Below are 24,169 nucleotides of genomic sequence, written 5' to 3'. Positions count from 1 at the left end.
CTTCCTCTTCTTGAACAAAAAGGCTGGGCACTACTTGTCCAACCTTTAAGTAATTTAATTAACTATTTCTTTGATGAGTGCTTAGCTAATTTATCAAGTTGTGCTTTATATTGATCAGGTTTAACTTTACCATCATATGCACCATTGATTAGAGGAGGAACATCGTTCCAGAAAACAGACATTTGTGGTAATTTCGGCATTAAGACTGAATTGCCAGGTTTAGACATTTCAGTTACCGCATCAGCAACTGGATCATTCTTAATTGCTGAGTCATTAACTGCTTCCTTAAGAACAGGGATTTGACCAGCTTCTTTGTGAGCAATTAATTGTGACTTTTTGTCTGTAATAAATGCTGCTAATTGTGATGCAGCCTTAGGATTCTTGGTATGAGCATTAACAGCGAACCCTTCGATTCCCAAAAAGGCTTGCATTTGCACATTCTTGCCACCAACATTAATCATTGGGTACTTAGCAACAGCAAAGTTCTTACCTAAAATCTTCTTAATGTTAGCCGCGTTCCAAGGACCATCCAAGATGGCTTGAGCGTTGCCCTTCTTCAATTGGTTCAAAGCATTAGAGGTCTGCATTACTCCCTTGTTATTCTTTTGCTCTGCAAACCACTTCAATGCGTTAACACCTTTAGCAGAATTAAAGGTTGAGCCCTTCAAATCTTCACCACTGTCACCATAAAGCTTTGTACCAGCAGAGAAGAATACCGGCCACATAACATAAGCGTTAGTAAAGTCTGTTGCCACAACTCCATTTGAAGTTAAAGTCTTCCAGTCTTTTACATCGCTTGCTGATAATTTAGACTTGTTGTAATAAATTGTTTGTGCCTGTTGTGCATATGGATAAGCATAGATCTTGCCCTTCCAAGTTACGCCTTTAGCTGCAACGTCAATGTAATTAGATTTAATGTTATTACTATCTTTTGGTGACAGCGGGTTAATATAACCAGAATCTGCCAGTTGACCTAATTGATCATTTGGTGCTTCAAAAACATCGGCTGCTTTTGAAGGGTCCTTGCCTACATCAGTTTTAGCATTGGCTGATCCGGTTGGATTTTGCGTAACACGCACTGAAATATTCTTATGTGACTTAGTAAAATCACTGGCAATTTTCTTGTAGTATGATACCTGGTTAGTATCAACCCATAAAGTCAGCTTGGTATTTTGATTACTACTGCTGCTTGATGAAGAGTCTGACTTACCATTAGAACACGCTGCAAGTGACATTGCAGCTAAAACTGCTGTACTTCCTAAAGCTACTTTCTTCCAAATATTCATGTTATTTACCTCCTAATATAAAACAACATGTTTTTATATCAATGACAACTAAAGTCACTGATTTTATTCCCTAATTAACTACCGCCAAGGTTGTATCCTTGTCGAAAAAGTGTGCTTTGTTCAAATCAAAGCCCATCTTGACCTTTTGCCCTGGTTGATAAATATCCCGGGCATTGATGTTAGCTACAAACTCAGTTTCATCCACTCTTTGGTAAAGCTGAATAGTAGCTCCCAAGAGTTCAGAAACAACGACTTCAGATTCGACCACCGCGTCAGGCCAAGTTTCTAAAAAGGCTTCTTCTGCGTGGATATCTTCTGGCCGAATACCCAGTATCAAGTCGCGGTCATTATAGCCGTGCTCATTAAGCAGTTTTGACTTGCCTTCAGGTATTCCCAGATTAAGACCCTTACCATCAGAGACTTGACCATCATGATAGTGGACATTAAAGAAATTCATTTGCGGTGAACCGATAAAGCCGGCGACAAATTGATTAACTGGGTGGTTATATACCTCCTGCGGTGTCCCAATCTGTTCAATTTTACCAACTGACATTACCACTACCCGGTCAGCCAAGGTCATAGCTTCAGTCTGATCATGAGTAACGTAAATTGTAGTTGTACCTAAGTTCTGGTGTAGCTTGGCAATCTCTGCCCGCATGGAAACACGCAGTTTCGCATCCAAGTTTGACAGCGGCTCATCCATCAAGAAGATGGGAGCATCCCGCACTATTGCCCGTCCTAGTGCAACTCTTTGCCTTTGACCACCAGAAAGTTCTGCCGGCTTTTTATCTAAATATTCACGCAAATTAAGAATCTTAGCAGCATTTTGTACCCTTTTATCAATCTCATCTTTATGATAATGGCGCAGTTTCAAGCCGAATGCCATGTTATCGTAGATTGACATGTGCGGATAAAGCGCGTAGTTCTGGAAAACCATGGCAATGTGACGGTCTTTGGGTGCCACATCATTCATTACCTTATGATCAATTTCAAGAGTACCTTTGCTAATATCTTCTAATCCCGCAATCATTCTTAAAGTAGTTGATTTACCACAGCCTGAGGGGCCGACAAAAACAATGAATTCTTTATCTTTAATGTGTAAATCAAAGTCTTTCACTGAATAGTGATCATTGCCTTCATACTTTTTACACATATGGTTTAAGTCAACTTCAACCATATCTTTAACCTACCTTCTTATTATTTCTCTTAAATACAGCCACAATTTTATCCAGCTTTAATTCTTCTGTAGATTTAACGATATAATCAGCTCCTTTAAGTATTTGTTTATCTCCAATTCCCACTGCAAACTGGTGCGCAGCCTTAATTGCCGCAACACCGGCAGCTGCATCTTCAAAGCTAATTACTTCATCATTATGCAACTGCAATAATTGCTGTGCTCTTTGATAAATTTCCGGATCCGGCTTACCGCGTTCCAGTAAAGCAGGATTAACAATTTGATCAAATTTAGCGGCAATACCCAGCTTACTCAAGATTTTGGGGGCATTTTTAGAAGCAGAAGCAATGCACATTTTCAGACCTGCCTTTTTGGCATCTGCCAGTAATTCTGTGATTCCGGGCAAAATATCGGCTGGCGTCATGGTTTCGACCTGCTCTAAAAACTTTTCATTTTTTTCTGCCGCAAATTCTTCTTTTTGGGTCTCAGTGTACTTACTTTCCTGCTTGCCATACTTCAGAATTAAATTAAGAGAATCCATCCGTGATATTCCCCGCAGAGAATCTAACTGCGCGCTGGTTAATTTAATACCCAGTTCTTGAGCTAAATTATTCCACGCTGCCAGGTGAAATTTGGCTGAATCTGTCAGCACACCATCTAAATCAAAAATCAGGCCTTTAAGCAATTTTGTTCACCCTCTTTTAAAGTAACCTTTTGTTCTTTAACCAAAATTGTCAGTTCCTGTCCGCTAATTAACGTAATGCGTGTCTCCTGATGCGTTACTTCTACCTGAATTAAGCGGCCGCGATAATTAATTTTAAAACTATACCCGGTCCAATTATCTGGCACAAAAGGATTAAATCTCAATTGATTGTGACCATAACGCATGCCGGCAAATCCCTGGACTATTGCCAGCCAAGAACCGCTCATTGAAGTAATGTGCAGGCCGTCATCTGTATCATTATTGTAGTTATCGAGATCTAGGCGGGCCGTGCGTTCATAAAATTCTACTGACTGCTTTTTACGCCCTAATTCTGCTGCCAAAATTGAATGGATACAGGCGGAAAGTGAACTTTCATGTACCGTCAACGGCTCATAAAATGCAAAGTTACGCTCTTTTTGTTCCTTGGTAAACCTGTCATCCAAGTAATAAATACCCTGCAATACATCGGCCTGCTTGATGAAAGGTGACCGTAAGATTTTATCCCAAGACCAATGCTGATTTATTGGTCTTTGGTCAAGCGGAATTTCTGTGGCTGGTCTAATATCTTTATCTAAAAAATCATCTTGCTGCAAGAAAATGCCGCGTTCTTTATCTTCAGGCAAATAAATATTTTCAATAATGTCCTGCCATTTTGCCTGTTCTTCTTTAGTTACATTTAAACGCTCTTGAGCAGCCTTATCCGCAAGTGGCAGTCGCTCTAAAGTATATTGCAGTACCCATTGCGCCATAAGGTTGGTAAACCAATTATTATTAACATTATTGTCGTATTCATCAGGTCCTGTTACTCCGTGGATAACATATTTATGCCGCCATTTAGAATAATGGACTCGATCAGCCCAAAATCTGGCAGTGCCTACCAGGACATCCATGCCTTCGTTCTTAACGTATGATTCGTCTCCCGTATAACTTGTATATCGTTTAATTGCAAAGGGAATATCTTCATTACGGTGTATTTCTTCAAAAGTAATTTCCCACTCGTTATGACATTCAATCCCGTTAAAGGTTACCATCGGGAAAAGCGCTCCGGCTAAGCCTTGCTGCTGGGCGTTATAATAGGCACCGTCAAGTTGATCATGCCTGTATTGTAATAGCGCCCGCGTGACATTTGGCTTAGTAATACAAAGGTACATCGGAAAGATAAAAGCCTCTGTGTCCCAATATGTGGCTCCCCCATATTTTTCACCAGTAAAACCTTTAGGACCGATATTAAGCCTCTTGTCTTCACCGTAATACGTCATGAATAACTGTAAAATGTTAAAACGAATACCCTGTTGCGCTTCATCATTACCAGTAATAACTACATCACTTTTAGTCCAGCGATCCTGCCAAACCGCAGTATGATCGGCCAAATTTTCTGCAAAACTTTTTGACTGCAATTGTTGCATTAACTCATCTGCACGATCGCTTTGCTTCTCAGGTGCTACATCACGACTGGTAATTACGATTACATCTTTTTCTAGAGTGTAACTTTCTCCAGCATTTAGAGTAACTGCCAGTTTCTCGCTTAACTTTGCTGTTGCAGTTTTAACAGTACCATTAACAACATGATTATTATTTCTTAGGCCTGCTTTTAACAAAACCGTAAATTGAGGCACATCGTAAGGATTAGGCTTGGTTATAACTTGAATTGAACGCTTTGCAGCATTCTCATTGCAGCTAAGCCAAAAATGTTCATTATAGTTACTGTCTTCATTAGTAACTGTGCCGTCAAGCGTTGAATTAAACTCAATTTCTGCCTGACCTGCAAGTACAGTAGCTTTAACAGTAATTAAAGCCGCTTCCTTTAGCCTGATATGTAAAAAACGTTGAAATTCAAACTTAACTTTAGTATCCACACCTTCATAAATAAAACTGCGGCTAAGCAAGCCTTGGTGCATATCTAATTCAAAATAAAAATCTGTAAATTTAATCTTGGCTAAGTCAATTTTTTCATTATTAACTGTGATGCCAATTCCAATAAAGCTGGGGGCATTAATGCTTTTGCCAAAATATTTCGGATAGCCGTTTTTCCACCAGCCTACTCGCGTTTTATCTGGAAACCAGACACCTGCTAAGTATGTACCTTGCAGTTGATCTCCAGAATAGCCTTCTTCAAAATTACCGCGCATCCCCATATAGTCATTGCCAATCGCAGTAATGCTTTCCTGTAGCCTTTTATCCACCGGGGAAAACTTGTGCGTGGCAACTTTCCATGGGTCAACCTCAAAAATTCGTTTCATTTACTTTCGCTCCCTCTTTGTGAGGTTTTTGTTTACGCTTTCATTATTCGCAAAAACGGGATATTTGGCAATAGCAAAATCGCTGTTAACGGTATCAGAATCATGTTTAAAAAAACAACTAGCATCAACTAGTTGTTGTTAAAATTAATTTGCAAGTTCAATGACAAATCCGTGCTCGGCAAGTTGTCCAGCTGCAAAATTCTGACTTAATGCTACCTGGCCGTTTGTCGAAACGGCAATCTTATCAGGACTTGTATTAAAAAGAGCAGTGATCTTTTCTGTACCAATTCGCTTAACTTTGATTAAGCCGCTAGACGTAACGCTTAGACTGATTGTGCCATTACCTAAAGTAGCAGCATGATTATTTCTAAAAGCAATCAGCTTTTGCACTTTATACCAAAAAGGCGTGCCCTTTTTTTGCCAATCCATTGGCTTGCGGCAATCGGGATCTTCTCCTCCTGTCATTCCCATTTCAGTACCGTAATAAATGCACGGGCTGCCAGTCTGCACGAACATAAAAGTCAGGGTTTGCAAAGCCAGCGCTTTATTTTCACCTGCAAGCGTCAGTAAACGGGCGGTATCATGAGAATCAAGCATATTCATCATGGCCTGATTCGTGCAGTCGCGGTACATCATTAGTTGATCAGTAAGAGTCGCAACTAGTTCCTGGGCTGTTTTTGTTTGGTGCAGAAAATGTTCCTCAATCTGTAAAGTATACGGATAATTCATTACTGCAGAAAACTCGTCACCGTTGAGCCAAGGCCGTGCACTATGCCAAATTTCACCTACAATATAGAAGTCGGGCTTAATTGCAGTAAGCTCATCATGAAATTTTCGCCAAAAATGATGGTCTACTTCGTTAGCAACATCCAGCCGCCAGGCATCAATATCAAAATATTTTACCCAATAAGTTGCGATTTCCAGCAGAAAATCTTGGACTGCAGGATTGGCAGTATTTAATTTGGGCATTTGTCCCTCAAAAGCAAAGGTATCATAATTTGGACCGCCTGCCTCAGGTCCTTGATATGGTTTAACTGGAAAATGATTAATATGAAACCAGGATGCAAACCGCGATTTAGAACCATTTTTGATTACATCCTGCCACTGCATTGACTGGCCACCTAAGTGATTAAAGACAGCGTCCAGCATTACTTTCATTCCCCTTTTATGAGCTTCACTCACAAACTTGGCAAACAAATCCTTGTCACCAAAATCAGGGTCAATCTGCAGATAGTCAATCGTATCATACTTATGATTAGAACTTGCCTTAAAGACTGGGCACAGGTATAACCCACTAACTCCCAGTTCCTTTAAGTAGTCCAGATGGTCAATAATGCCTTGTAAATCGCCCCCGTAAAAGTCTTCTCGTCCGGGATGATCATGCGGATTCCAGGGTTTTGTGCCTTGAGGGTCATTATTTTTATCACCATTGGCAAAGCGCTCAGGAAAGATCTGATACCAAACAGTATTTTTAACCCAGTCAGGAGTTTTGGTTTGATCAATTTCATGCAAGTAAGGTAATTTGAAGTAGCTGCTGTCGGCTGCTAAATTTGCTGCAGTAAAGTCTTTGATCCCGCGGTCTCCAACAATTTTATGGCTGTCATCCTGGCCAACGACTTCGAAAGTATATTTAAGGCGGCGATAAGGAGCTTTCAAAGTTGCTACCCAATAATCAGTTACCTGCCCTTGCCCTGCCTTAGTCATGGCCACGGTTTTATCAGTCTTGGTATCAAGATAATTATCTGTATAGTGAACTATTACTTTTTTAACATCATTTTTGGCACTATGGAACCGAATCCGCACATGGTGCTGACTAATGACAAAACAGTCTTCGCTTTCTGTTCTATGTTTCAGGGCTGCTAATTGCATTTTTTCCTCCATTATTTACTTAAAACTACACCAGAATACGGCATCAAAATCAATTCATTTTCATTCAAATAATGCTGTCCGGCAGTTAACATGACTTTCCTATATTCACCAGGTATTTTAATTTTTAATTTTTGACTGCTTAGTGAAACAGCCACGATTGCACTATCATTTGCTAAATCCCGCTGGTAAACGTAGCTGTCATTAGCGGTTGCTAACAAGTAAAAACTACCTGCTTGAAACAAAGCTGTTTTTTTCAAACTAATCAATTTTCTGTAGAAGTTAAACATACTGGCAGGATCATTCAGTTCAGCCTGAACATTAGCGTCATTTTGACTTTGACCTTTAAGCCACGGGCTCACTTTTGAAAAACCATAATTTGGCTTTTTAGTTGTCCACGGCATCGGTCCTCGTGCTGGCATTTTGTGCGCTTGACTGACCATTTTTAGTGCTTCTGCTTTTGTTATACCCCAGTCTGCAGCTTTCGTGATAAAACCTTCCGCCTCTTGATCATTAAACTCTTCTTCAGCAGTAAAAAGCAGATTTTTTAAGCCCAATTCTTCGCCATAATAGATAATGGGGATTCCCCGTTGCAAATACATCAACATTGCTAAGCTGCGTGCCTGTGTTTCAGTTCTTGCTATTCTGCTAGCCAGTCGCGGCATGTCGTGATTGCTCCAATATAGTGTAGGCTGAGAAACCTGCGCCAGAGTTTGTTGCCAAATAACCTGCGTCTTCTTAAAAGCATCCCAGTCAAGACCTTTAGGCTGAAAATCTGCAGGCAAGTTTGGATCAATGTGCCTTTGATCATCCTTAAAGTAACGAAAAGTAACAACACTATCTAAAAGATGGTGGTCTTTTGCCGTATAGTCCGCTGCTAAGTTAACATTAGCGCTGGCAGCTTCCCCCAAAAGCAAAGCTTCCGGATAATCCTTTTTTATTTGCTCACAAAATGGTCGCAGCCACTTCTGAACTTGGGGCAAATTAGCAAAAAAGGGTTCGGCAACTATCGTTTGGTCGTTTTCGTTTGCTATTTCCTTTACCGGAAAACTTTGCCGTAAATCTGCCTTGGCAATATGAATAAAAGCGTCAAGGCGCAAGCCATCTATTCCTTGAGCCAGCCAAAATTCCGCAATTTTTAGCATTTCTTGTCTTACTTTAAGATTACGCCAGTTTAAATCGGGCATGTGCTTGTCAAACAAATGGAAATAAAATTGGCCCGTACCTGCTGGATCCGGCTCCCAAACGCTGCCGCCAAAAAAGCTGCCCCAGTTATTGGGACGCTGATTATTTGCACCTGCAAAAATATAGTAGTCGCGGTATTGACTATGCGGATCACTTTTGGCCTTTTGAAACCATTCATTTTGATCAGAAGTATGGTTTAAAACAAAATCTAAAAGCACATGAATCCCTGCTTGGTGACAAGCAGCAATTAGAGCTTTCATGTCTTTCATTGTTCCCATTCGGGGATCGATTTTAAAATAATCTGCCACATCATAGCCGTTATCAACCTGCGGTGAAACAAAGATAGGATTTAGCCAAATAGTATTAATACCCAGCTGTTGTAAATAAGGTAATCTCTGCCTGATTCCATTTAAATCACCAATACCATCATCATTACTGTCTTGAAAAGACTTGGGATAAATTTGGTAAATTATTGCATGCTCATACCAGTGCGTCATAAATTTATACCTCCACTTAAAGTTTAGCTGAGAAAGCTGGTGAGAGGCAATGGTAATAGCAATGTTACCGCTATCAGAAAAAATCCCCGCTAGTTCAATTAAATTAGCGTAGTTCGGTATATTCAGGTATGTTTTTTCCTAAAAAACTATTGTATTTTTTGTGAGTTCAATTATATCATTTCAATTCTCACAGACTAGCCTTTTTAACCATTAAAAAAGCACATAATAATCAGTCCGCTATCTGATTATTATGTGTATTTCTATTTGTACTTAAATATTTTACCTGGTTGATTCTCTTTTAACTAAGGAAGGCTTAATTAGTGCCTCTCCTTGAGGAGATCCCTTTTGATTAATTTTTCGTAAGAGCATGTTGGCTAGCAATTCTCCCATTTTAAAAATTGGCTGTTTGACAGTAGTTAACTTTAAGTTGGAAACCTGATCGAGAAAAACGCCATCGTAGCCAATCACACCAAAGTCAGCCGGAACTTTAGCCTTTTCATCCTGCAATTGCCTGACCACTCCCGTAGCAATGCGATCGCTGGCACAGATAAAACAGGTATCTTTAGGAAACTTATGGAAATTATTTTTAATTACTTCTTGCGCTGCATGACTATGATTAGCAATGCGATAGATTTGAGGCACCTTTTTATTCTTCTGTAAAGTATTGACGTAGCCTGTTTCACGTGAATACTCAAATGGCTCTCTGACATCAATGCCAATGAAAATAATATTTTGGTATAACCGCGAAAGTGCATATTTTGTCGCTAATTCTCCACCATACTGATTATTATTATCCACATAATCATAACCATGGTGATTTTCACCAAATAAAATAAAGGGCTTTTTAAGGTTGTCAAAAAAAGCATAATCGCTAGAACGGGCGCCGGTAATGAGATAACCGTCAAAGTTGCCATCCTCTATCTGACCTCTATCAGTAACAAGTTGGATAGCGTACTGCTTTTTAGATAACCCACGTGCGATGCCGAATAACAGGTTCATATAATATGGCTCTGTCGTATCTATATCCTCCAGCGTGACAAACTTAACAACATTTGTACGCTTATTTACCAAAGCCTGGGCAACATAATTAGGATGATAATCAAGTTCATCCATCGCCTGCTCAACCAATATACGTAGTTCCTCTGTTACCTGCTCGGGATGATTAATTACACGAGAAACCGTCATCTTTGAAACATTAGCTTTTTTAGCAACATCAAGCAAGGTTACCATCACGATTCGCCCCTAATCTAAGTACATTCGTTTTAGTTGAGCCAAGTCATCATCATTAAAGCCCAATACTTTTTTGAAAAAGGTGGGAAAATCGCCCCAGCCGCCACGGACTGTTTCTGTAATGCCGCGAATAGCTATACCTTCACCTTTAGTTACATTCATTTTTGAAACCATTTGCGTAATTTCATCATTACTTGGCAATTGGCGCGAAACAGCAAAATCATATAACTCGTTAGTTAATAAATAATCGCGGGCGATGGTATCATCATCTACTCCAAGTGCCATTAATATTAAAGCCGAAACCATTCCTGTTCTGTCCTTACCAGCACTGCAGTGATAGACCAGTGCTTCATCTGCGGGCAATTCCAGCAACTCCGCAAAAACACGGGCAAACATTTCCTGACTGTGCGAACTAAGCAGAGTTTGCTGGTAAATGCGACCAATAAAATTATTGTGCATATCAGGAATATGGTGCAAAAAACGGTAGATTGAACGATTGTTTTGGGCATCATTGACGTTATCAGAATATACCGGCAAGTCCACATATTCCACATCGGGCCAAGAAATATCCGGTGAAGAGGACTTCTCGTATTCAGAGCGTAAATCGCAATCAACAGTGACACGCATTTTAGCTAATTTAACTTGATCCCTGGCCGTTAAAGAACTAAGTGAATCTGAACGATAAATTTTATTCCATTTAACTGTTTTACCAGTCACACTTTGATAACCGCCAACATCACGAAAGTTCATCGGACTATCTAGTGCAACTATTCGATCATGTGCCAATTTCTTGTCCCCCTTTTTTAAATAACTTATTCACCATGTGCAAAAACCTGAGTAGCTTTTACGGCCTTCTTCCAGCCTTGATATAAATGTTCTTTTTCACTTTCAGGCATTTGAGGTTCAAAGGTCTTGCCTACAACAAAAATATCTTTTAATTCATTGACACTTTGCCAATAGCCGACTGCCAGACCGGCCAAGAAGGCTGCACCCATTGAAGTTGTTTCCAATACTTTGGCCCGCTCAATCTTAATACCCAAGATATCAGACTGGAATTGGAGCAAGTAATCATTATTGGACGCTCCACCATCAACGCGCAAGGTCGGAATTTTAATGCCGGAATCGACCTGCATCGTATCCACTACATCTCGCGTTTGATAAGCCAGCGATTGCAGCGTCGCCTTGATAAAATCCTTATCATTTGTTCCACGTGTAATTCCAAAAACGGATCCACGTGCTTCTGAATCCCAGTACGGTGCACCTAAACCTGTGAAAGCCGGAACAACGTAAACCTCATTTTCAGACTTCGATTGTCTGGCTGCTTTTTCCGAATCTGCAGCCGTCTTAATCATTTTTAACGAGTCGCGCAGCCACTGAATAGCACTGCCCGATACAAAAATAGAACCCTCTAAAGCGTAGGAAATTTTACCATTTAAGCCATAAGCAATAGTCGTCAACAAATTATTGTCCGACTCTGTCGGCTGCTCACCGGTATTCATCACGATAAAGGAGCCAGTACCATAAGTATTTTTAACCATGCCTTTTTTCAAAGCCAGTTGACCAAACAAGGCTGCCTGCTGATCTCCGGCAATACCGGCAATTGGTACTTTGCCACCAAAAAAGGTATAAGACTTGGTATAACCATAGATTTCAGAATTGGACTTAACTTCTGGCAACATTACTTTGGGAATATTGAGCAGTTTCAAAATGTCGTCATCCCATTTTAAGTCGTGAATATTAAACAGCATCGTTCTCGAAGCATTAGTGTAGTCAGTCACATGGACTTCACCATCAGTTAAGTTCCACAAAAGCCAGCTGTCAATTGTACCAAAAAGCAAGTCGCCATTTGCGGCTTTTTCTTGTGCACCAGCAACATGGTCTAAAATCCAGCGAATTTTAGTAGCACTAAAGTACGGGTCAATTATTAGTCCCGTCTTTTTATGGATCAATTCACTATAGCCATCGGTCTTTAACTTTTCAGCCAAGTCGGTCGTCTGCCGTGACTGCCAAACAATTGCATTATAAATGGGTTTGCCGGTCTTTTTATCCCAAATTACCGTTGTTTCACGCTGGTTAGTAATACCAATTGCTGCTATCTGCTCCGGACGCACGCCAGAGTTAATAATGGCATTGGCAATTGTTGTTTGGACTGCGTGCCAAATCTCTTCAGGTTTATGCTCTACCCAACCAGGTTGAGGAAAATATTGGGGAAATTCCTTTTGTGATGAAGCTATTTTTCTGCCCTGATGATCAATTATCATCGCTCTGGTTGAAGTAGTTCCCTCATCGATTGCCATAATATATTGTTTTAGCATATTGTTTCTTGTATCCTCTCCGACAGAAAGCGGTTTATACTAATTTTACTACCCGGACTTGCTTTTACAAGAAATTATTATAACATTATCCCTATTTTAAGTTATACTGGTTACATAGAGCTTACGTTAAAAAGAGGATACATGAAAATGAAAAAAGAAATTATTGCTTTAACAATAGCTGGAAATGACAGCGATGGCAGTGCGGGGATGACTGCTGATTTACATTCATTTTATGCCCGTCAAGTGTACGGTATGGGACTTTTAACAGCTGCCGTTGCTGGTAATACAACTGGTATATATGCCCAGGAAGTCATGCCAATTTCTTTTATTCAAAAACAATTTGATGTACTAAACGATGATTTTAAAATTGACGCACTTAAAACTGGTATGCTGGCTAACAAGGATGTAATTGCCTGCGTTGCTGCTAATTTGCACAAATATGATATGGGTAAGATCGTGCTCGATCCGGTTATTATGACCAAACACGGTGATACCTTGCTTGATGACGATGCTTACCAGGCTTTTCTTGAGCAATTAATGCCACTGGCTGACATTATTACGCCTAACTTTTACGAGCAGAAAAAATTAACGGGCTTAAGTTTGGATACTAAAGAAGAAATTCGCCAAGGTGCTAAAAAGTTGCAGACTATGGGAGCCAAAAACGTCTTAATGAAAGGCCGTCATGATGATTCTACGCAGTCACAAGTGACTGATATCTTATTAACTGCAGACGGAAAATTTCACGAATTTACCAAGCCGTTTATTAATACAGATAGAATTAATGGTACAGGTGACACCTTATCAGCGGTAATTGCCGCTGAATTAGCCAAGGGAAAGACCATTATTGACAGTGTGCAAATTGCCAAGGACTTCACGTACGAAGCGATTGCCCATCCTATTGCAGTTGGTTCTAAATACGGTCCAATCAATCATTTTGCAGCGCAGCAAAATCTTAAATAACTATTCTTTGCCCACTTCTAACTATTAAGATATACTTTAAACAAGAAAATAGGGGTTGGTAAACAATGGCGAACAAAATAATCAAGATTGCATATTTATACGAAGACCTGATGAACACCTATGGTGATTCTGGCGACGTTAAAATTATCAGGTTTTTGCTAAAAAAACAGGGCTATGATACACAAGTTGATAATATTTCTCTTGGCGATCAATTTAACGCTTTTGATTATGACTTTGTCTTTTTTGGCGGTGGGCAGGACTTCGAACAAACTGTTATTGCCAAAGATTTACCGCGTCATAAGGAAACTTTAACCAAGTACATTAACGCAGGCAAACCTATGGTAGGGGTCTGCGGTGGCTACCAACTCGTTGGTACTTATTACAAAACTAATGCTGGTGTGACAATCAAAGGGTTAGATATTCTACCTTTCCATACCGTTTTTAAGGCAGATAAGCGGATGATTGGCGACACCCGCTACATGAGTGAATGGGGCGAAGTCAAGGCCTTTGAAAATCATTCCGGGCAAACTTATTTTGACGATCAGGATAAGCTGCATCCCTTAGGAGAAATGATTGAAGGCTACGGCAACAACCCGCAAGACCACGTTGAAGGCCTGCGTTATCGCAATTTCATTGGTACCTATTCTCACGGACCATTGTTAAAAAACTTGAATGTCGCTAACGCCATAGTAAAGATGATTCTTGAATGGCATGATAAGCGAATAGCAGCCAAAACAAATTAATTGCCAAAAAGCTACTAGGCGTAGTAAATGATATGACCCCGAATTAAGACAATTTCGCAGGTCATATTTTTATGTCTAAATTGTCTAAGCAAGACAAAATTAAAGTCTTTCATCTTTGGCAGAACTATCAGGTTGGAGCAGTTCGCTTGTTACCATCGTAGAAAATTTGCTGGCGCATATTGTGATACATCAGGGTCAGTGCCTTATCGGTGGCAGTACGATCACTGGCTAGCAGCTGCTTTAAATATTTCTGTTCCTGGCCCTCTTCAATCATAGGCGGTTCAAACTCGCCTTGGTACGTTTCCACCCCGCCTGATCCATTACGCAAATATCCTGGAAGGGCAGCCGTATCGCGGGCAACAATCTTATTAAGCTTCTTTTCGAAGTTTAAGTCCAAGGGGCATTTTTTCGTTGATGGCAAACTGCCAACCGCGCTTAAGTTGAACGATAATATTAATATCATCGATTGGAATGCCATCAACACCCAGACCCATCAATGATTGTCTGGGTCTGCGGCATAGTGGTAGTCAGGCCTTCAAAGCGTGAGTTCGTGAAGACTAATTTGGTTAAATTAGTTTTGGCAAAGCGTCTATTTTCTTCAGGCGCTAGTCTGAACTTGTCTTCATACTTCAATTGATTTATCCTGCTTTCTAATCTAATCCAAGGCTATCGTCACGATCAAGCCCCTGCTGCTCTTTTTCCTGTTGTTCAGCGTATTTTTGGGCAAGTTCAGCTTGGCTAAGTGTCTTTCCAGCACTTTGTAGTACTTGGAACGCTCGATTGCGGCTGGGTGTGTTTTCGACTTTAATTAGTTTAGCAATTTTGTCAACATTAGCTTCATTTTGCGCTTCAATCATCTCTTTGTTTCTTCGCGGATAGTCAATTACTTGGCCATGATTAGCCGCGTATGCAGAAAGAAAAACTTTGCAACTACGGCCGTTGCCCTCTCTAAACGGGTGCATGAAATTAATTGCGTCTAGCAGCTCAGCATAGTCTTTGTTAGCCAAAGGCTTTCTCGCGGGGTGCTTGTGCAGCATGTTATTAATATCTTTTTCGGCAAAATCGAATCTGGTATGATCAAAAAACTCATACCCGTTTTTATTGAAATTGCCGGGGCGATATTTACCGGCCCAATCGTATAGTTCACCAAATAAGAATTGGTGTACCTTCTTAAGGTCTTCGATATCGTTTATTTGGGGCTTTTTTTGCAACAAGAACAAAGCATTCCGAGCGGATAGCTCATATTCCTTTTTCTCTAACTCCTTTGGGTCATGGATATGGAGCTTATTTTTTAGGACGCCATTTGAATACAAGGTTTCACTAATCCAATCACTCATTATCCTTGCCCCAAATTTCTTCAAAGCGCTCAGCTACTACTGGATCAGGCTGGATAGCTTCATCAAGCAATTCCTGGATATCTGATTCTGTAGGATTCCACCCTTCCAGGTGGTTGACTTCCACGACAGTTCTAATTTGTTGGTAAATTTCTTTATTAGCAATGAAAACGCCTTGGATAGTCTGCGTTTCATCGTTTATATCTAAAATATATGGTTGTGTTTCTAGCATATTGAGTAAATCTCCTGGCTTCTCTTTAAGTGCGATTGCAAAGGCATTAAGGACCCTAATTGACCAGGTCTCAATTGGTTTAACAATTGAGTTTCTTAAAGTACTAAGTGGGACGTTGCTGGCCTCAGCGACTTTAGCGACGCTTATATTTTTGCTTTTGAGTAGTTTAACGATTGTTGCACTCATTTTAAAACCTCCAATATCTTTACTTATATTATACCATATTTAATCACTTTTATAGTGATATATGGTAAAAAGCGATATTAGATTTTAAAGTAGTGCTATTCAAGTTCTATACCTGTGGATTGTATTACCTGCTTATTGGAAATCACAACACTATCTGTTTTGTCTTTATTTAATTGTATCTCCGCTTAGTAGAATTTTCTTGTTTTTTACTATTAACTAACACATCGTTCCAATCTTTACCAATAGTTTTGGCAGGCTGTAAATTGCTGAATTGGGGTGTAGTGGTCAAAATTGCAATTTTCGAATTTGATTATTTACAAAAGGAATGATTTTTTTGTTGTAGGCTAATTCAGGAATATCTTTATTTTCCATATATTTTAATGAGAGTTACATCGTCACCTTTGACTTCAATAACCACTGTGTTGTCAATTGTTGCTATATTTTTTATATGTTGCGACAAGCTCAAAAGGCTCTGCAGATGTATTATTCATCTCAGGCATATTATCATTTGATGCAAAAACGATATTAATTCTTAAAACCCCAAAAGTGATATAATTAAGGCTACTATTAATAAAGAAGACTGTTTATATTTTTTAAATTCTGTTTTCATAGTTTTTTCTCTCTTCCTAACATATTAAAAATGAGCAAAAATGAAAAAATAACAAAAACTATAACTGTATTTATTTTAACATTTCTCTTTATCAGCATTGGAATAAGCTTTATACATTATTATAGAATTAATTCTTTAGAAAAAGCCGTTTATTTTAGTGCTGGCAAAAGAAAATATTCATATAACTTAGACACATATAAATGCTTACATAATAAAAAAATTGCTTCTGTTAAAATAACTACTGATAATCAAGGATCTTATGATACGCTTTATTATGTCGGAAAAATTAATAATAGATATTATAGCTTTCTATTTAAAGATCGTGGCATATTAAGAAAAGCAAAATTAATTTATATTAAAAAAATTGATGAATAATAGCATACTAGCTTTTAATATAATGATTTCAACAATGCGAAATAACTGAACTAAAAAAGGCAGCTTAAGCTATATGAACCCAAAATTTAGGACAAATTTGGGGTCATATCAGTTACTGCCTTTTTGATGAATTAATGAAATTAACCGTAATGTTGATCTTGGTCTAAAGCAGTTTCATCAAAATCAACTATCATAAATTCATAGTTTGAAAAACACTCCATCCAATGGTTATAATAGTCGTTCTCCTTTTTTAGCGCCTTGCTGCTTTCTTCTCCTTCTATTATAAAAGGCTTTGAACGTATATTAAAATTGGCATGTATTGCACCCAGCAAATTCAATAAACGCAAGAAATCTTTTGCGGAATCCACACTTACATGAAAAGATTTAAACGAACTATTATTTTCGCCAAGATAACTTTTTGCCCTATTATACTCATCAACAGATTCTGCCTTAAAATTTTCAACGCTATTTACATTCTCTTCGATAATAGCTGTCGGAGCTTGTTTTTTAAAAAAATCTAGTATCTTTCTTAATTTAAAAAATTGTTCATCATTCATTTTTATTATTCTCATTTAAAAGGCGGTGCTCGGAAACATTATATCTCCTATGAAGCCATCACTTTTGCCGCTTAAAGTGGCATAGCCATGTCATCTACGAATGCAAGAATAAGAATATTGCGGCTAAGTTTGGCATCGGCCTATACCGCCAACTCTATAACTGACGGTTCTTGCTTTTTTGCTTCCGCCAGCATAGTAGTGCATTGTTAGCTTTCCAGACTAATTACAGACTAGAAATACTGGGTTAGGATCAGTTGCTTTTAGTTCATAATATATGCTGCCACCAGAAGCCCACACTTTATAAATTCTTAAATAATAATTAATATAATAATATTACGTAAATCTACATTATTACAAAATAAGTACATCTTGCTTTCCCCAAGTTGCACACTTTCCTGGGACTTTGAACAATAATTACATTGTCCAATATCAAAATTTTATTATGAAATTGACTAAAGACAAGTAAGAATAAAATAAAAACGGTTTTTACAGAAGTTACTTCCAATCTTGCTTTTCATAAGCCATCTGCCAAAACTGCAATTCATAATAGCTGCTGCGCACAAACGCAGTTTGCATTTGCTCAAGTTCTTCATTAGTGGCACTTTCAGCCAAAGAGTTGGTTAAATGCAGCATTTTTGCTACGTTGGCGCCATACCATTCGCCATCATAAGTATCAATCCATTCCTGATAATAAGAAACCGGTGAGCCCTTTTCTGCCATTTTTTGGCCAATTTCCTGATAGAGCCAGTAACATGGTAAAAGTGCTGCAACCGCTGGTTTAACACCAGATCGATTTAATGTCATATGCATATGGTTAACGTAGTTATAAGCTGTTGGAGCCACTGGAGTTGCAGAAATTTCAGTCGCAGTTATTTTTAATTCTTCAAAAAAATGGCCTCGCACTGATATTTCAACGTCTTTCAAGTCTTGTGCCCCTGCCAGTAAAAATTCCTTTACTTCCTGATTATCCGTTTTTGCCGCAATTAATTCATGCAACTTGCTAAATTCTCTTAAATAATAGCGATCCTGCAACAGATAAAATTTAAAAGTTGCAATTGGGAGTTCGCCACTTTGCAATTCCTTAATAAATGGATGCACCATACTTTCATGCCACAATGCCGTTCCTGCTTCGTGCAGCTCATCCGTGAATTTCATATTTACTTTCCTCCAAATTAAATAACTGTTAATTATTACTAACTACACTTTATTCAAAATTAACTATAATCACTATCCTTTTTTGCTTTTTAGCACATTTTTAATATTAGTTAAAATACTAACACTTATAGCTTATAATAAATAGCGTCTTTATCAATCTAACGTTGTAATAAGCAATAAAATACGCTATAATTGTAAGCGATAACACGAGGGGTGCCTTTTTGGCTGAGATGAAAATTTTTCAGACCCTTTGAACCTGTAAGTTAGTACTTGCGTAGGAACGTGTCAAAACTGCTTTAGCTTTGGCATTTCCATATGCCAAAGTTTTTTTATTAGTCAAAAATTTTAAGGATATTAAATTAGGAGTAATAAAATGCAGTTAGAATTATTAGACAAATTGCGAGCAGAAAACCCGGTTATTTTCAACATTGCTAATTTTGTAACAGTTCAAGATGTGGCCAATGCTGTTAATGCTATTGGTGCTTCACCAATTATGAGCAATGAAGTTGCTGAAGCCGAAGAAATAGTGCGGATGGCTTCCGCCGTGGCAGTTAATATTGGTTGCTTAACTAAAGAGCAAATTAACCACATTAAAAAAGTGGAAGATTTAGCGCGCCAATATAATAAACCCATAGTATTTGATCCCGTTGCCGTTGGCGCCGTGGAGTACCGTTATAAAATCACAGATAAACTTTTATGGGATTTTCATACTAGTATTATTCGGGGCAATATTGGTGAGATAGCTGCCTTAGGTGGCTTTGATTGGAGCTCAAAGGGGATTGATGCAGGCTCCGGTTCTGGCGATATTGATGAAATTACTGCAAAAACTGCTCAAAAATATCGTTGCACAGTCATTGCGAGCGGGCCTATAGACACAATAAGCGACGGTAAAAGAATAGCCCATATCCATAACGGCTCACCCCTTTTTAAAACTCATGTCGGCTCAGGAGATATGTTAACCAGTATTGTCACAGCTTTTACAGCTGTTGCTGACGATCCTTTTGAAGCAGCTCAAATAGGTGCTTTAGTTTTCAGTTGCGCTGGTCAATTAGTAGTTAAAGATCATCCCAATGTCGGGCCCGCTACTTTTGGCATGTATCTCATGGATTATCTGTATAAAGTAAAAGTTGCAGATATTGAACAAATTGCTGATTTTGATTAAGGAACTTTATGATGACAGAAAAAATTAATTCTTTTCCCCAAGTTTTAACTATTGCCGGCACTGATTCAGGAGGTGGTGCTGGAATCATGGCTGACTTAAAAACTTTTCAAATGCAAAAAGTATTTGGTACAGCTGTTGTAGTAGCAGTGACAGCACAAAACACTTTGGGCGTCCAGAAATCTTTTTTACTGCCTTTAGAAATGATCGATGCCCAATTCGCCTCTTTGGCAGAAGATTTCCACATCCGTGCTTGTAAAACAGGAATGTTGGGCGATGCAGATCACGTTCACCAAGTTGCACTTAATTTGCAAAAGTATGACTTTGGTCCTATTACCATAGATCCAGTGATGATTGCTAAGGGGGGCGCACCATTATTAAGTCAAGATGCTGTCGCTACCGTTAAAAACGAATTGCTGCCTTTAGCCGATCTAATAACACCCAACTTGCCAGAAGCGGAGACTTTAACTGGCATCAAGGTACAAGATCAAGGCCAATATCCAGAATTAGCTCATAAATTACAAGATATGGGAGTTAAAAATGTGCTAATTAAAGGCGGTCATGCAAGTAGCGCAGAAGTAAAAGATTATGCTTTATTTGCTGATGGTTCTGATCTTTGGGTCAGCAGTTCCAGGATACATACCGAGCGCACCCATGGCACCGGTGACACGTTAGCTGCAGCAATTACGGCTCAGCTGGCTTTAGGTCAAAGTTTACCTGTGGCAATTAAAATTGCTAAAAAGTACGTTACCAAAACTATTAAAGAAACTATTCAAGTTGGTCATGGTCACGGCCCTTTAAATCATTGGGCTCAGTAATTTAGGAGAAATAATGAAAGACTTTAACACTGATTTTTTACATGCTTACTTTATTTGTGGCAGTCAAGACGTTCCAGAAGGTAAAACATTACCGGGCATAGTCGCAGAAGCACTTGCTGCAGGTATTACTGCTTTTCAATTTCGAGACAAGGGACCTAATTCAACTTTAAGTGAAGCTGAGAGACTCCCCATGGCACAAAAGCTGCATCAATTGTGTCAAACGTATCACGTGCCTTTCTTCATTGACGATGATGTTCAGCTCGCACAACAAGTTCATGCCGAAGGTGTCCATGTTGGTCAAAGTGATGAAGAAATCAGACAGGTCATTAAAGAAGTTGGCGAGCAAATGATTATCGGCTATTCCTGTTCGAATTTAACGCAAGTTGAACAAGCCAATAAAATTAGCGGAATTGATTATTATGGCAGTGGTCCAATTTATGCCACCCAATCTAAAAGTGATGCCGACCCCGAAATTGGTATTGCCGGCTTAAGCCAACTAGTCAAAAGCAGCACTCGGCCAATTGTTGCTATTGGCGGGATAACTGTTAACGATTTAAAGGCAATCGCTAAAACTAAGACAGCTGGTGCTGCAGTAATCTCAATGATTGCTCAAAGTAAAGATATTAAGCAGACTGTCAGTCAAATGCTCACAGCGCCATGGATAAAAAATGACTAGCATATTTTAAAGAAATAAAAATGATTCTGCACTTGGCAGAACCATTTTTTTATTGATGATATACAGTTTTTAATTTATTAAAATAGCAGTAAAATTTTGAAATTAATCAAGTTGGGCAATCTTTTGGAGTGTTCTAATCATTTGGGCTACAAAGCCGGACTCATTATCATACCAGGCGTAGCCTTTAACTAATTGTGCACCATTGTCACCAGTTTCAACCTGAGTCAGAGTTGGATCAAATACCGAACCAAATTCAGTGCCAATAATATCTGATGAGACAATTTGGTCGTCATTATAGCCAAAAGAAGCATTGCCTTCGGTATGCTTTTTAATTCTAGCGTTAAATTCTTCAGCCGTAACTTTCTCTCCCAAAATAGCGGCTAGTTCAGTAATAGAACCAGAAATAACCGGAACTCTTTGTGCAATACCCGTAAGTTTGCCATCCAATTCGGGTATAACTAGTCCAATAGCTTTTGCTGCTCCAGTTGAATGCGGAATAACATTAGCGACAGCGGCACGAGCATTACGGACGTTGCCACCACGATCAGGGCCATCCTGTAACATCTGTGAAGCTGTGTAGGCATGCGTTGTAGACATAATTCCCACCTGAATGCCAAATTCATCGTTCATTGCCTGAGCTAGTGGTGCCAAGCAATTGGTGGTACATGAGCCTGCGGAAATAATTTGATCAGAGTCAGTTAATTGATCATCATTTACACTGTAGACAATTGTCTTCATATTGCCTGCAGGAGCAGAAATTAAAACTCTTTTAACACCGGCATCAAGGTGAGCCTGTGATTTTGCAGTTGAAGTGTAAAATCCGGTACATTCAAGTACTATTTTAACCCCGTCGTTTTTAACCCACGGAATTTGACTAGCATCTTTTTCCGCATAAACCGGAATATTTTTACCATCAATTACAATACTATTAGTTGTAGCAGTTACTTCATGATTAAATTGACCATGCGCAGTATCATATTTTAATAAATGTGCTAACATAGCTGGTGAGGTTAAGTCGTTGATTGCGACAATTTCAATGTCGTTACTGGCCACTTCATAAATTCGCCGTAAAGCGAGCCGACCAATGCGACCAAAACCATTAATACCAATTTTTGTAGTCATAATAAGTTCCCCCTTTAGATTACGAAATTAGTATATTAAAATTAATTCACCTTGCATAATCCGAGATTATAATAGGGTTATCACTTTTAATGATATGGAGTATTATGAATTTTAACGATTTATATATTTACCAAACAATTTATGAAACTAGATCACTGAATAAAGCGGCATTGAAATTGGGCTACACTCAATCCAATATTACGGCCAGGCTCAAAGCATTGGAGCGAGAACTGAAAGCACCACTTTTTGTGCGTTCTAATTTAGGGGTCAAACCAACTAAAAATGGGCAAAAAATGTATCATTTTGCGACTAAGGCACTACAAAACTATCAAAACTTAAAAGACGATTTAACCAGTAACAAACCAAAAGTTTTAATCTCTGAGTTGCTTTTTGGCTATGTTATTACCCAAAAGAAACAGTTTGCACTTGATCAATATGAAGTCATCATTAAAAGTACTAATGAAATTCAAGAATTATTGACTAAGCATCCCTATGACATGGTCTGGGCCTTTACCCCGATCACTTTACCCCAATATTCGTTAATCAAGAAAAGTCATTTACAAGCTTGTTTTTTAAAAGGCAAAAAGCAGGAAAATAAAAGAGTACCGGTTGCCATAAACGCAGACATAAATTGTCCGTTTCGTAACTTGACTCTCAAATTAACGCAGAATAAAAACAGTGTCACTGAAATTGATTCACTGGAAATGATTTTAGAGCTAGTCAAAAAAGGCCAGGCAATTGCATTATTGCCTAAATACTTAATGAATGATGATTTAGTTGCAGCTGATTCGCAAAGTTGGAATATCCCCTATTATTTTTATCGCTATCAATTATAGATAAGTAAAAAGACGCCATTATTTGAATAACGGTGTCTTTTAAATTTCTAGTTCAGTTCCTTTAAATACGTTTCATAAACTGGACACAGATTAAACGCATACTTGCTGTAAGTCCGCGTTGCTAATGGGTCTGTAGAGTCAAATTCACCACTTAAAGTTTGATATTTTGCTTGTGCCCAATTTAGCAATTGTTGTTGCAATTGGTCTAATAAATTAGGCTTAACAGCACCCATCCATCCTAAAGTCAATTCTTGAGGGGTATCCTCAAAAGAAAAGCAATAAGCCTTAATTTGTCCAGCAGCAATTAGCGCTAAGGGAGCGTGTTCAAGTTGATCAGTGAAAATGGTTTTGCTCCACTCACTAAGAGGTATCTTTGCAACCGGATTTGCTAAATGATTTTTTTGATAATCGGAGAAACTCACTTGTGCCAGCCTATTCATTATTACAGAATCTTTTTTTATTTCATGTAGAGTGACCATCTGTAAATCAGTCGCAATTAGAATATTTTTCAGTGCCCTTTTCAAGGGCATCTGGGGTTCTACAGTAGTTCTGATTAACTTAAAACCATTTTTTTGACCAATGGCATTAAAGAGTAATTGCGGTGCATAATCATAAGTAATTAAAGCGTTTTGGTGATTTTTTTGGGCTTTTGCCGTTAAATCCGTCAATATTTGCTCATAAACCTGCATTTGTTCACCGCTGGTTAATCTAGGTGCAAGATAGCCCGCAAAATTTAAGGAACAAGGGTGAAAAGCATTTTGCCAACAGGTCATTAACCCGACTGGCTTATTTTCGAGATAATAGGCTTGTGTATGTTGAGGAAATTGTTCTACAGCTTCCTTAATTTTTCTATCTGGACTTACATTGGCTAATAATGAGCCATACATAATTAATAATCTCCTTTATGGGC

25 protein-coding genes and 1 riboswitch are annotated in these 24,169 nt (G+C 38.7%); of the genes, 7 read left to right on the top strand and 18 right to left on the bottom strand.

Annotated elements, in window-relative coordinates; all coding sequences use genetic code 11:
• Nucleotides 1-62 precede the first annotated feature (62 nt).
• From LDM92_RS05545 to glpK, 9 genes are all read right to left on the bottom strand, one after another.
• Entirely contained in the window at nt 63-1,286 is a 1,224-nt protein-coding gene (locus tag LDM92_RS05545) for an extracellular solute-binding protein (RefSeq protein ID WP_223902374.1), read from the bottom strand.
• Nucleotides 1,287-1,356: 70 nt separating this feature from the next.
• Nucleotides 1,357-2,463 (bottom strand): ABC transporter ATP-binding protein, encoded by a 1,107-nt coding sequence (locus tag LDM92_RS05540; protein ID WP_223902373.1) that lies wholly within the window; start codon nt 2,461-2,463, stop codon nt 1,357-1,359.
• A 4-nt stretch (nt 2,464-2,467) separates the two neighbouring features.
• Entirely contained in the window at nt 2,468-3,145 is a 678-nt protein-coding gene (pgmB, locus tag LDM92_RS05535; RefSeq protein WP_223902372.1) for a beta-phosphoglucomutase, read from the bottom strand.
• Nucleotides 3,130-5,403, bottom strand: a complete 2,274-nt coding sequence (locus LDM92_RS05530) for a glycoside hydrolase family 65 protein (RefSeq protein ID WP_223902371.1) — start codon at nt 5,401-5,403, stop codon at nt 3,130-3,132. The genes pgmB and LDM92_RS05530 overlap by 16 nt, the downstream gene beginning before the upstream one ends.
• A 144-nt stretch (nt 5,404-5,547) precedes the next feature.
• Nucleotides 5,548-7,272, bottom strand: a complete 1,725-nt coding sequence (locus LDM92_RS05525; RefSeq protein ID WP_223902370.1) for a glycoside hydrolase family 13 protein — start codon at nt 7,270-7,272, stop codon at nt 5,548-5,550.
• An 11-nt stretch (nt 7,273-7,283) separates the two neighbouring features.
• Nucleotides 7,284-8,951, bottom strand: a complete 1,668-nt coding sequence (locus tag LDM92_RS05520) for an alpha-glucosidase (RefSeq protein WP_223902369.1) — start codon at nt 8,949-8,951, stop codon at nt 7,284-7,286.
• 279 nt (nt 8,952-9,230) lie between these two features.
• Nucleotides 9,231-10,181, bottom strand: coding sequence for a LacI family DNA-binding transcriptional regulator (locus LDM92_RS05515; protein WP_223902368.1), 951 nt, complete (start codon nt 10,179-10,181; stop codon nt 9,231-9,233).
• A gap of 12 nt (nt 10,182-10,193) precedes the next feature.
• Nucleotides 10,194-10,967: a tyrosine-protein phosphatase gene (locus LDM92_RS05510; RefSeq protein ID WP_109586857.1), complete on the bottom strand. Its 774-nt coding sequence runs from the start codon at nt 10,965-10,967 to the stop codon at nt 10,194-10,196.
• A 26-nt stretch (nt 10,968-10,993) separates the two neighbouring features.
• The gene (glpK, locus tag LDM92_RS05505; protein ID WP_223902367.1) at nt 10,994-12,496 is read right to left on the bottom strand and encodes a glycerol kinase GlpK; all 1,503 of its coding nucleotides are present in this window, start codon (nt 12,494-12,496) and stop codon (nt 10,994-10,996) included.
• 147 nt (nt 12,497-12,643) lie between these two features.
• On the opposite strand from glpK, the gene thiD (LDM92_RS05500) reads away from it, so the two are divergent.
• Together thiD (LDM92_RS05500) and LDM92_RS05495 are read left to right on the top strand one after the other, a co-directional pair.
• Nucleotides 12,644-13,456, top strand: coding sequence for a bifunctional hydroxymethylpyrimidine kinase/phosphomethylpyrimidine kinase (gene thiD, locus LDM92_RS05500; RefSeq protein WP_223902366.1), 813 nt, complete (start codon nt 12,644-12,646; stop codon nt 13,454-13,456).
• Between the two features lie 65 nt (nt 13,457-13,521).
• Nucleotides 13,522-14,199 (top strand): type 1 glutamine amidotransferase, encoded by a 678-nt coding sequence (locus LDM92_RS05495; RefSeq protein ID WP_223902365.1) that lies wholly within the window; start codon nt 13,522-13,524, stop codon nt 14,197-14,199.
• Between the two features lie 127 nt (nt 14,200-14,326).
• On the opposite strand, the gene LDM92_RS09890 is transcribed toward LDM92_RS05495, so the two are convergent.
• The 5 genes from LDM92_RS09890 to LDM92_RS05475 are packed head-to-tail and all read right to left on the bottom strand — an operon-like array spanning nt 14,327 to nt 15,951.
• Complete coding sequence (locus LDM92_RS09890) at nt 14,327-14,596, bottom strand: Fic family protein (protein ID WP_223902399.1); 270 nt, start codon at nt 14,594-14,596, stop codon at nt 14,327-14,329.
• Nucleotides 14,568-14,696 carry a hypothetical protein gene (locus tag LDM92_RS09850; RefSeq protein ID WP_274383960.1) on the bottom strand — a complete coding sequence of 43 codons (129 nt, stop codon included), beginning with the start codon at nt 14,694-14,696 and terminating at the stop codon, nt 14,568-14,570. Before LDM92_RS09850 ends, LDM92_RS09890 begins: the two co-directional genes overlap by 29 nt.
• Nucleotides 14,677-14,832 (bottom strand): hypothetical protein, encoded by a 156-nt coding sequence (locus LDM92_RS05485; RefSeq protein WP_223902364.1) that lies wholly within the window; start codon nt 14,830-14,832, stop codon nt 14,677-14,679. Before LDM92_RS05485 ends, LDM92_RS09850 begins: the two co-directional genes overlap by 20 nt.
• 17 nt (nt 14,833-14,849) lie before the next feature.
• On the bottom strand, nt 14,850-15,536 hold the full coding sequence (locus tag LDM92_RS05480; RefSeq protein WP_309294908.1) for a Fic/DOC family protein: 687 nt from the start codon (nt 15,534-15,536) through the stop codon (nt 14,850-14,852).
• A complete protein-coding gene (locus LDM92_RS05475; RefSeq protein ID WP_084600369.1) occupies nt 15,529-15,951 on the bottom strand; it encodes a helix-turn-helix domain-containing protein in 423 nt (140 codons plus the stop codon). Before LDM92_RS05475 ends, LDM92_RS05480 begins: the two co-directional genes overlap by 8 nt.
• Before the next feature lie 640 nt (nt 15,952-16,591).
• On the opposite strand from LDM92_RS05475, the gene LDM92_RS05470 reads away from it, so the two are divergent.
• Nucleotides 16,592-16,936: a hypothetical protein gene (locus LDM92_RS05470; protein ID WP_223902363.1), complete on the top strand. Its 345-nt coding sequence runs from the start codon at nt 16,592-16,594 to the stop codon at nt 16,934-16,936.
• 140 nt (nt 16,937-17,076) lie between these two features.
• Here the strand turns inward: LDM92_RS05470 and LDM92_RS05465 are convergent, their stop codons facing one another.
• Together LDM92_RS05465 and tenA are read right to left on the bottom strand one after the other, a co-directional pair.
• On the bottom strand, nt 17,077-17,493 hold the full coding sequence (locus LDM92_RS05465; RefSeq protein WP_223902362.1) for a hypothetical protein: 417 nt from the start codon (nt 17,491-17,493) through the stop codon (nt 17,077-17,079).
• A gap of 495 nt (nt 17,494-17,988) precedes the next feature.
• Nucleotides 17,989-18,648: a thiaminase II gene (gene tenA / locus LDM92_RS05460; RefSeq protein ID WP_223902361.1), complete on the bottom strand. Its 660-nt coding sequence runs from the start codon at nt 18,646-18,648 to the stop codon at nt 17,989-17,991.
• Nucleotides 18,649-18,847: 199 nt separating this feature from the next.
• A riboswitch (TPP riboswitch) is annotated at nt 18,848-18,946 on the top strand.
• A gap of 75 nt (nt 18,947-19,021) precedes the next feature.
• Here tenA and thiM point away from each other — a divergent pair.
• Genes thiM through thiE form a run of 3 tightly spaced genes read left to right on the top strand, consistent with a single transcriptional unit; the run spans nt 19,022 to nt 21,301 of the window.
• Nucleotides 19,022-19,810, top strand: a complete 789-nt coding sequence (gene thiM, locus LDM92_RS05455) for a hydroxyethylthiazole kinase (protein WP_223902360.1) — start codon at nt 19,022-19,024, stop codon at nt 19,808-19,810.
• A gap of 11 nt (nt 19,811-19,821) precedes the next feature.
• Complete coding sequence (thiD, locus tag LDM92_RS05450; protein ID WP_109586866.1) at nt 19,822-20,625, top strand: bifunctional hydroxymethylpyrimidine kinase/phosphomethylpyrimidine kinase; 804 nt, start codon at nt 19,822-19,824, stop codon at nt 20,623-20,625.
• Nucleotides 20,626-20,638: 13 nt separating this feature from the next.
• Nucleotides 20,639-21,301, top strand: coding sequence for a thiamine phosphate synthase (gene thiE, locus LDM92_RS05445; RefSeq protein WP_109586867.1), 663 nt, complete (start codon nt 20,639-20,641; stop codon nt 21,299-21,301).
• A gap of 102 nt (nt 21,302-21,403) precedes the next feature.
• Here thiE and gap read toward each other — a convergent pair whose 3' ends face one another.
• Nucleotides 21,404-22,423: a type I glyceraldehyde-3-phosphate dehydrogenase gene (gap, locus tag LDM92_RS05440; RefSeq protein WP_109586868.1), complete on the bottom strand. Its 1,020-nt coding sequence runs from the start codon at nt 22,421-22,423 to the stop codon at nt 21,404-21,406.
• 104 nt (nt 22,424-22,527) lie between these two features.
• Here gap and LDM92_RS05435 point away from each other — a divergent pair, with 104 nt between their 5' ends.
• On the top strand, nt 22,528-23,259 hold the full coding sequence (locus LDM92_RS05435) for a LysR family transcriptional regulator (RefSeq protein WP_162542358.1): 732 nt from the start codon (nt 22,528-22,530) through the stop codon (nt 23,257-23,259).
• A gap of 47 nt (nt 23,260-23,306) precedes the next feature.
• On the opposite strand, the gene LDM92_RS05430 is transcribed toward LDM92_RS05435, so the two are convergent.
• A complete protein-coding gene (locus LDM92_RS05430) occupies nt 23,307-24,146 on the bottom strand; it encodes a hypothetical protein (protein ID WP_109586870.1) in 840 nt (279 codons plus the stop codon).
• Between the last annotated feature and the right edge of the window lie 23 nt (nt 24,147-24,169).

Source organism: Lactobacillus laiwuensis (assembly GCF_019972835.1).
GTDB lineage: Bacteria > Bacillota > Bacilli > Lactobacillales > Lactobacillaceae > Lactobacillus > Lactobacillus laiwuensis.
Note: the sequence above shows the minus strand (reverse complement) of the source record. Positions and strands in the feature narration are given on the sequence as shown.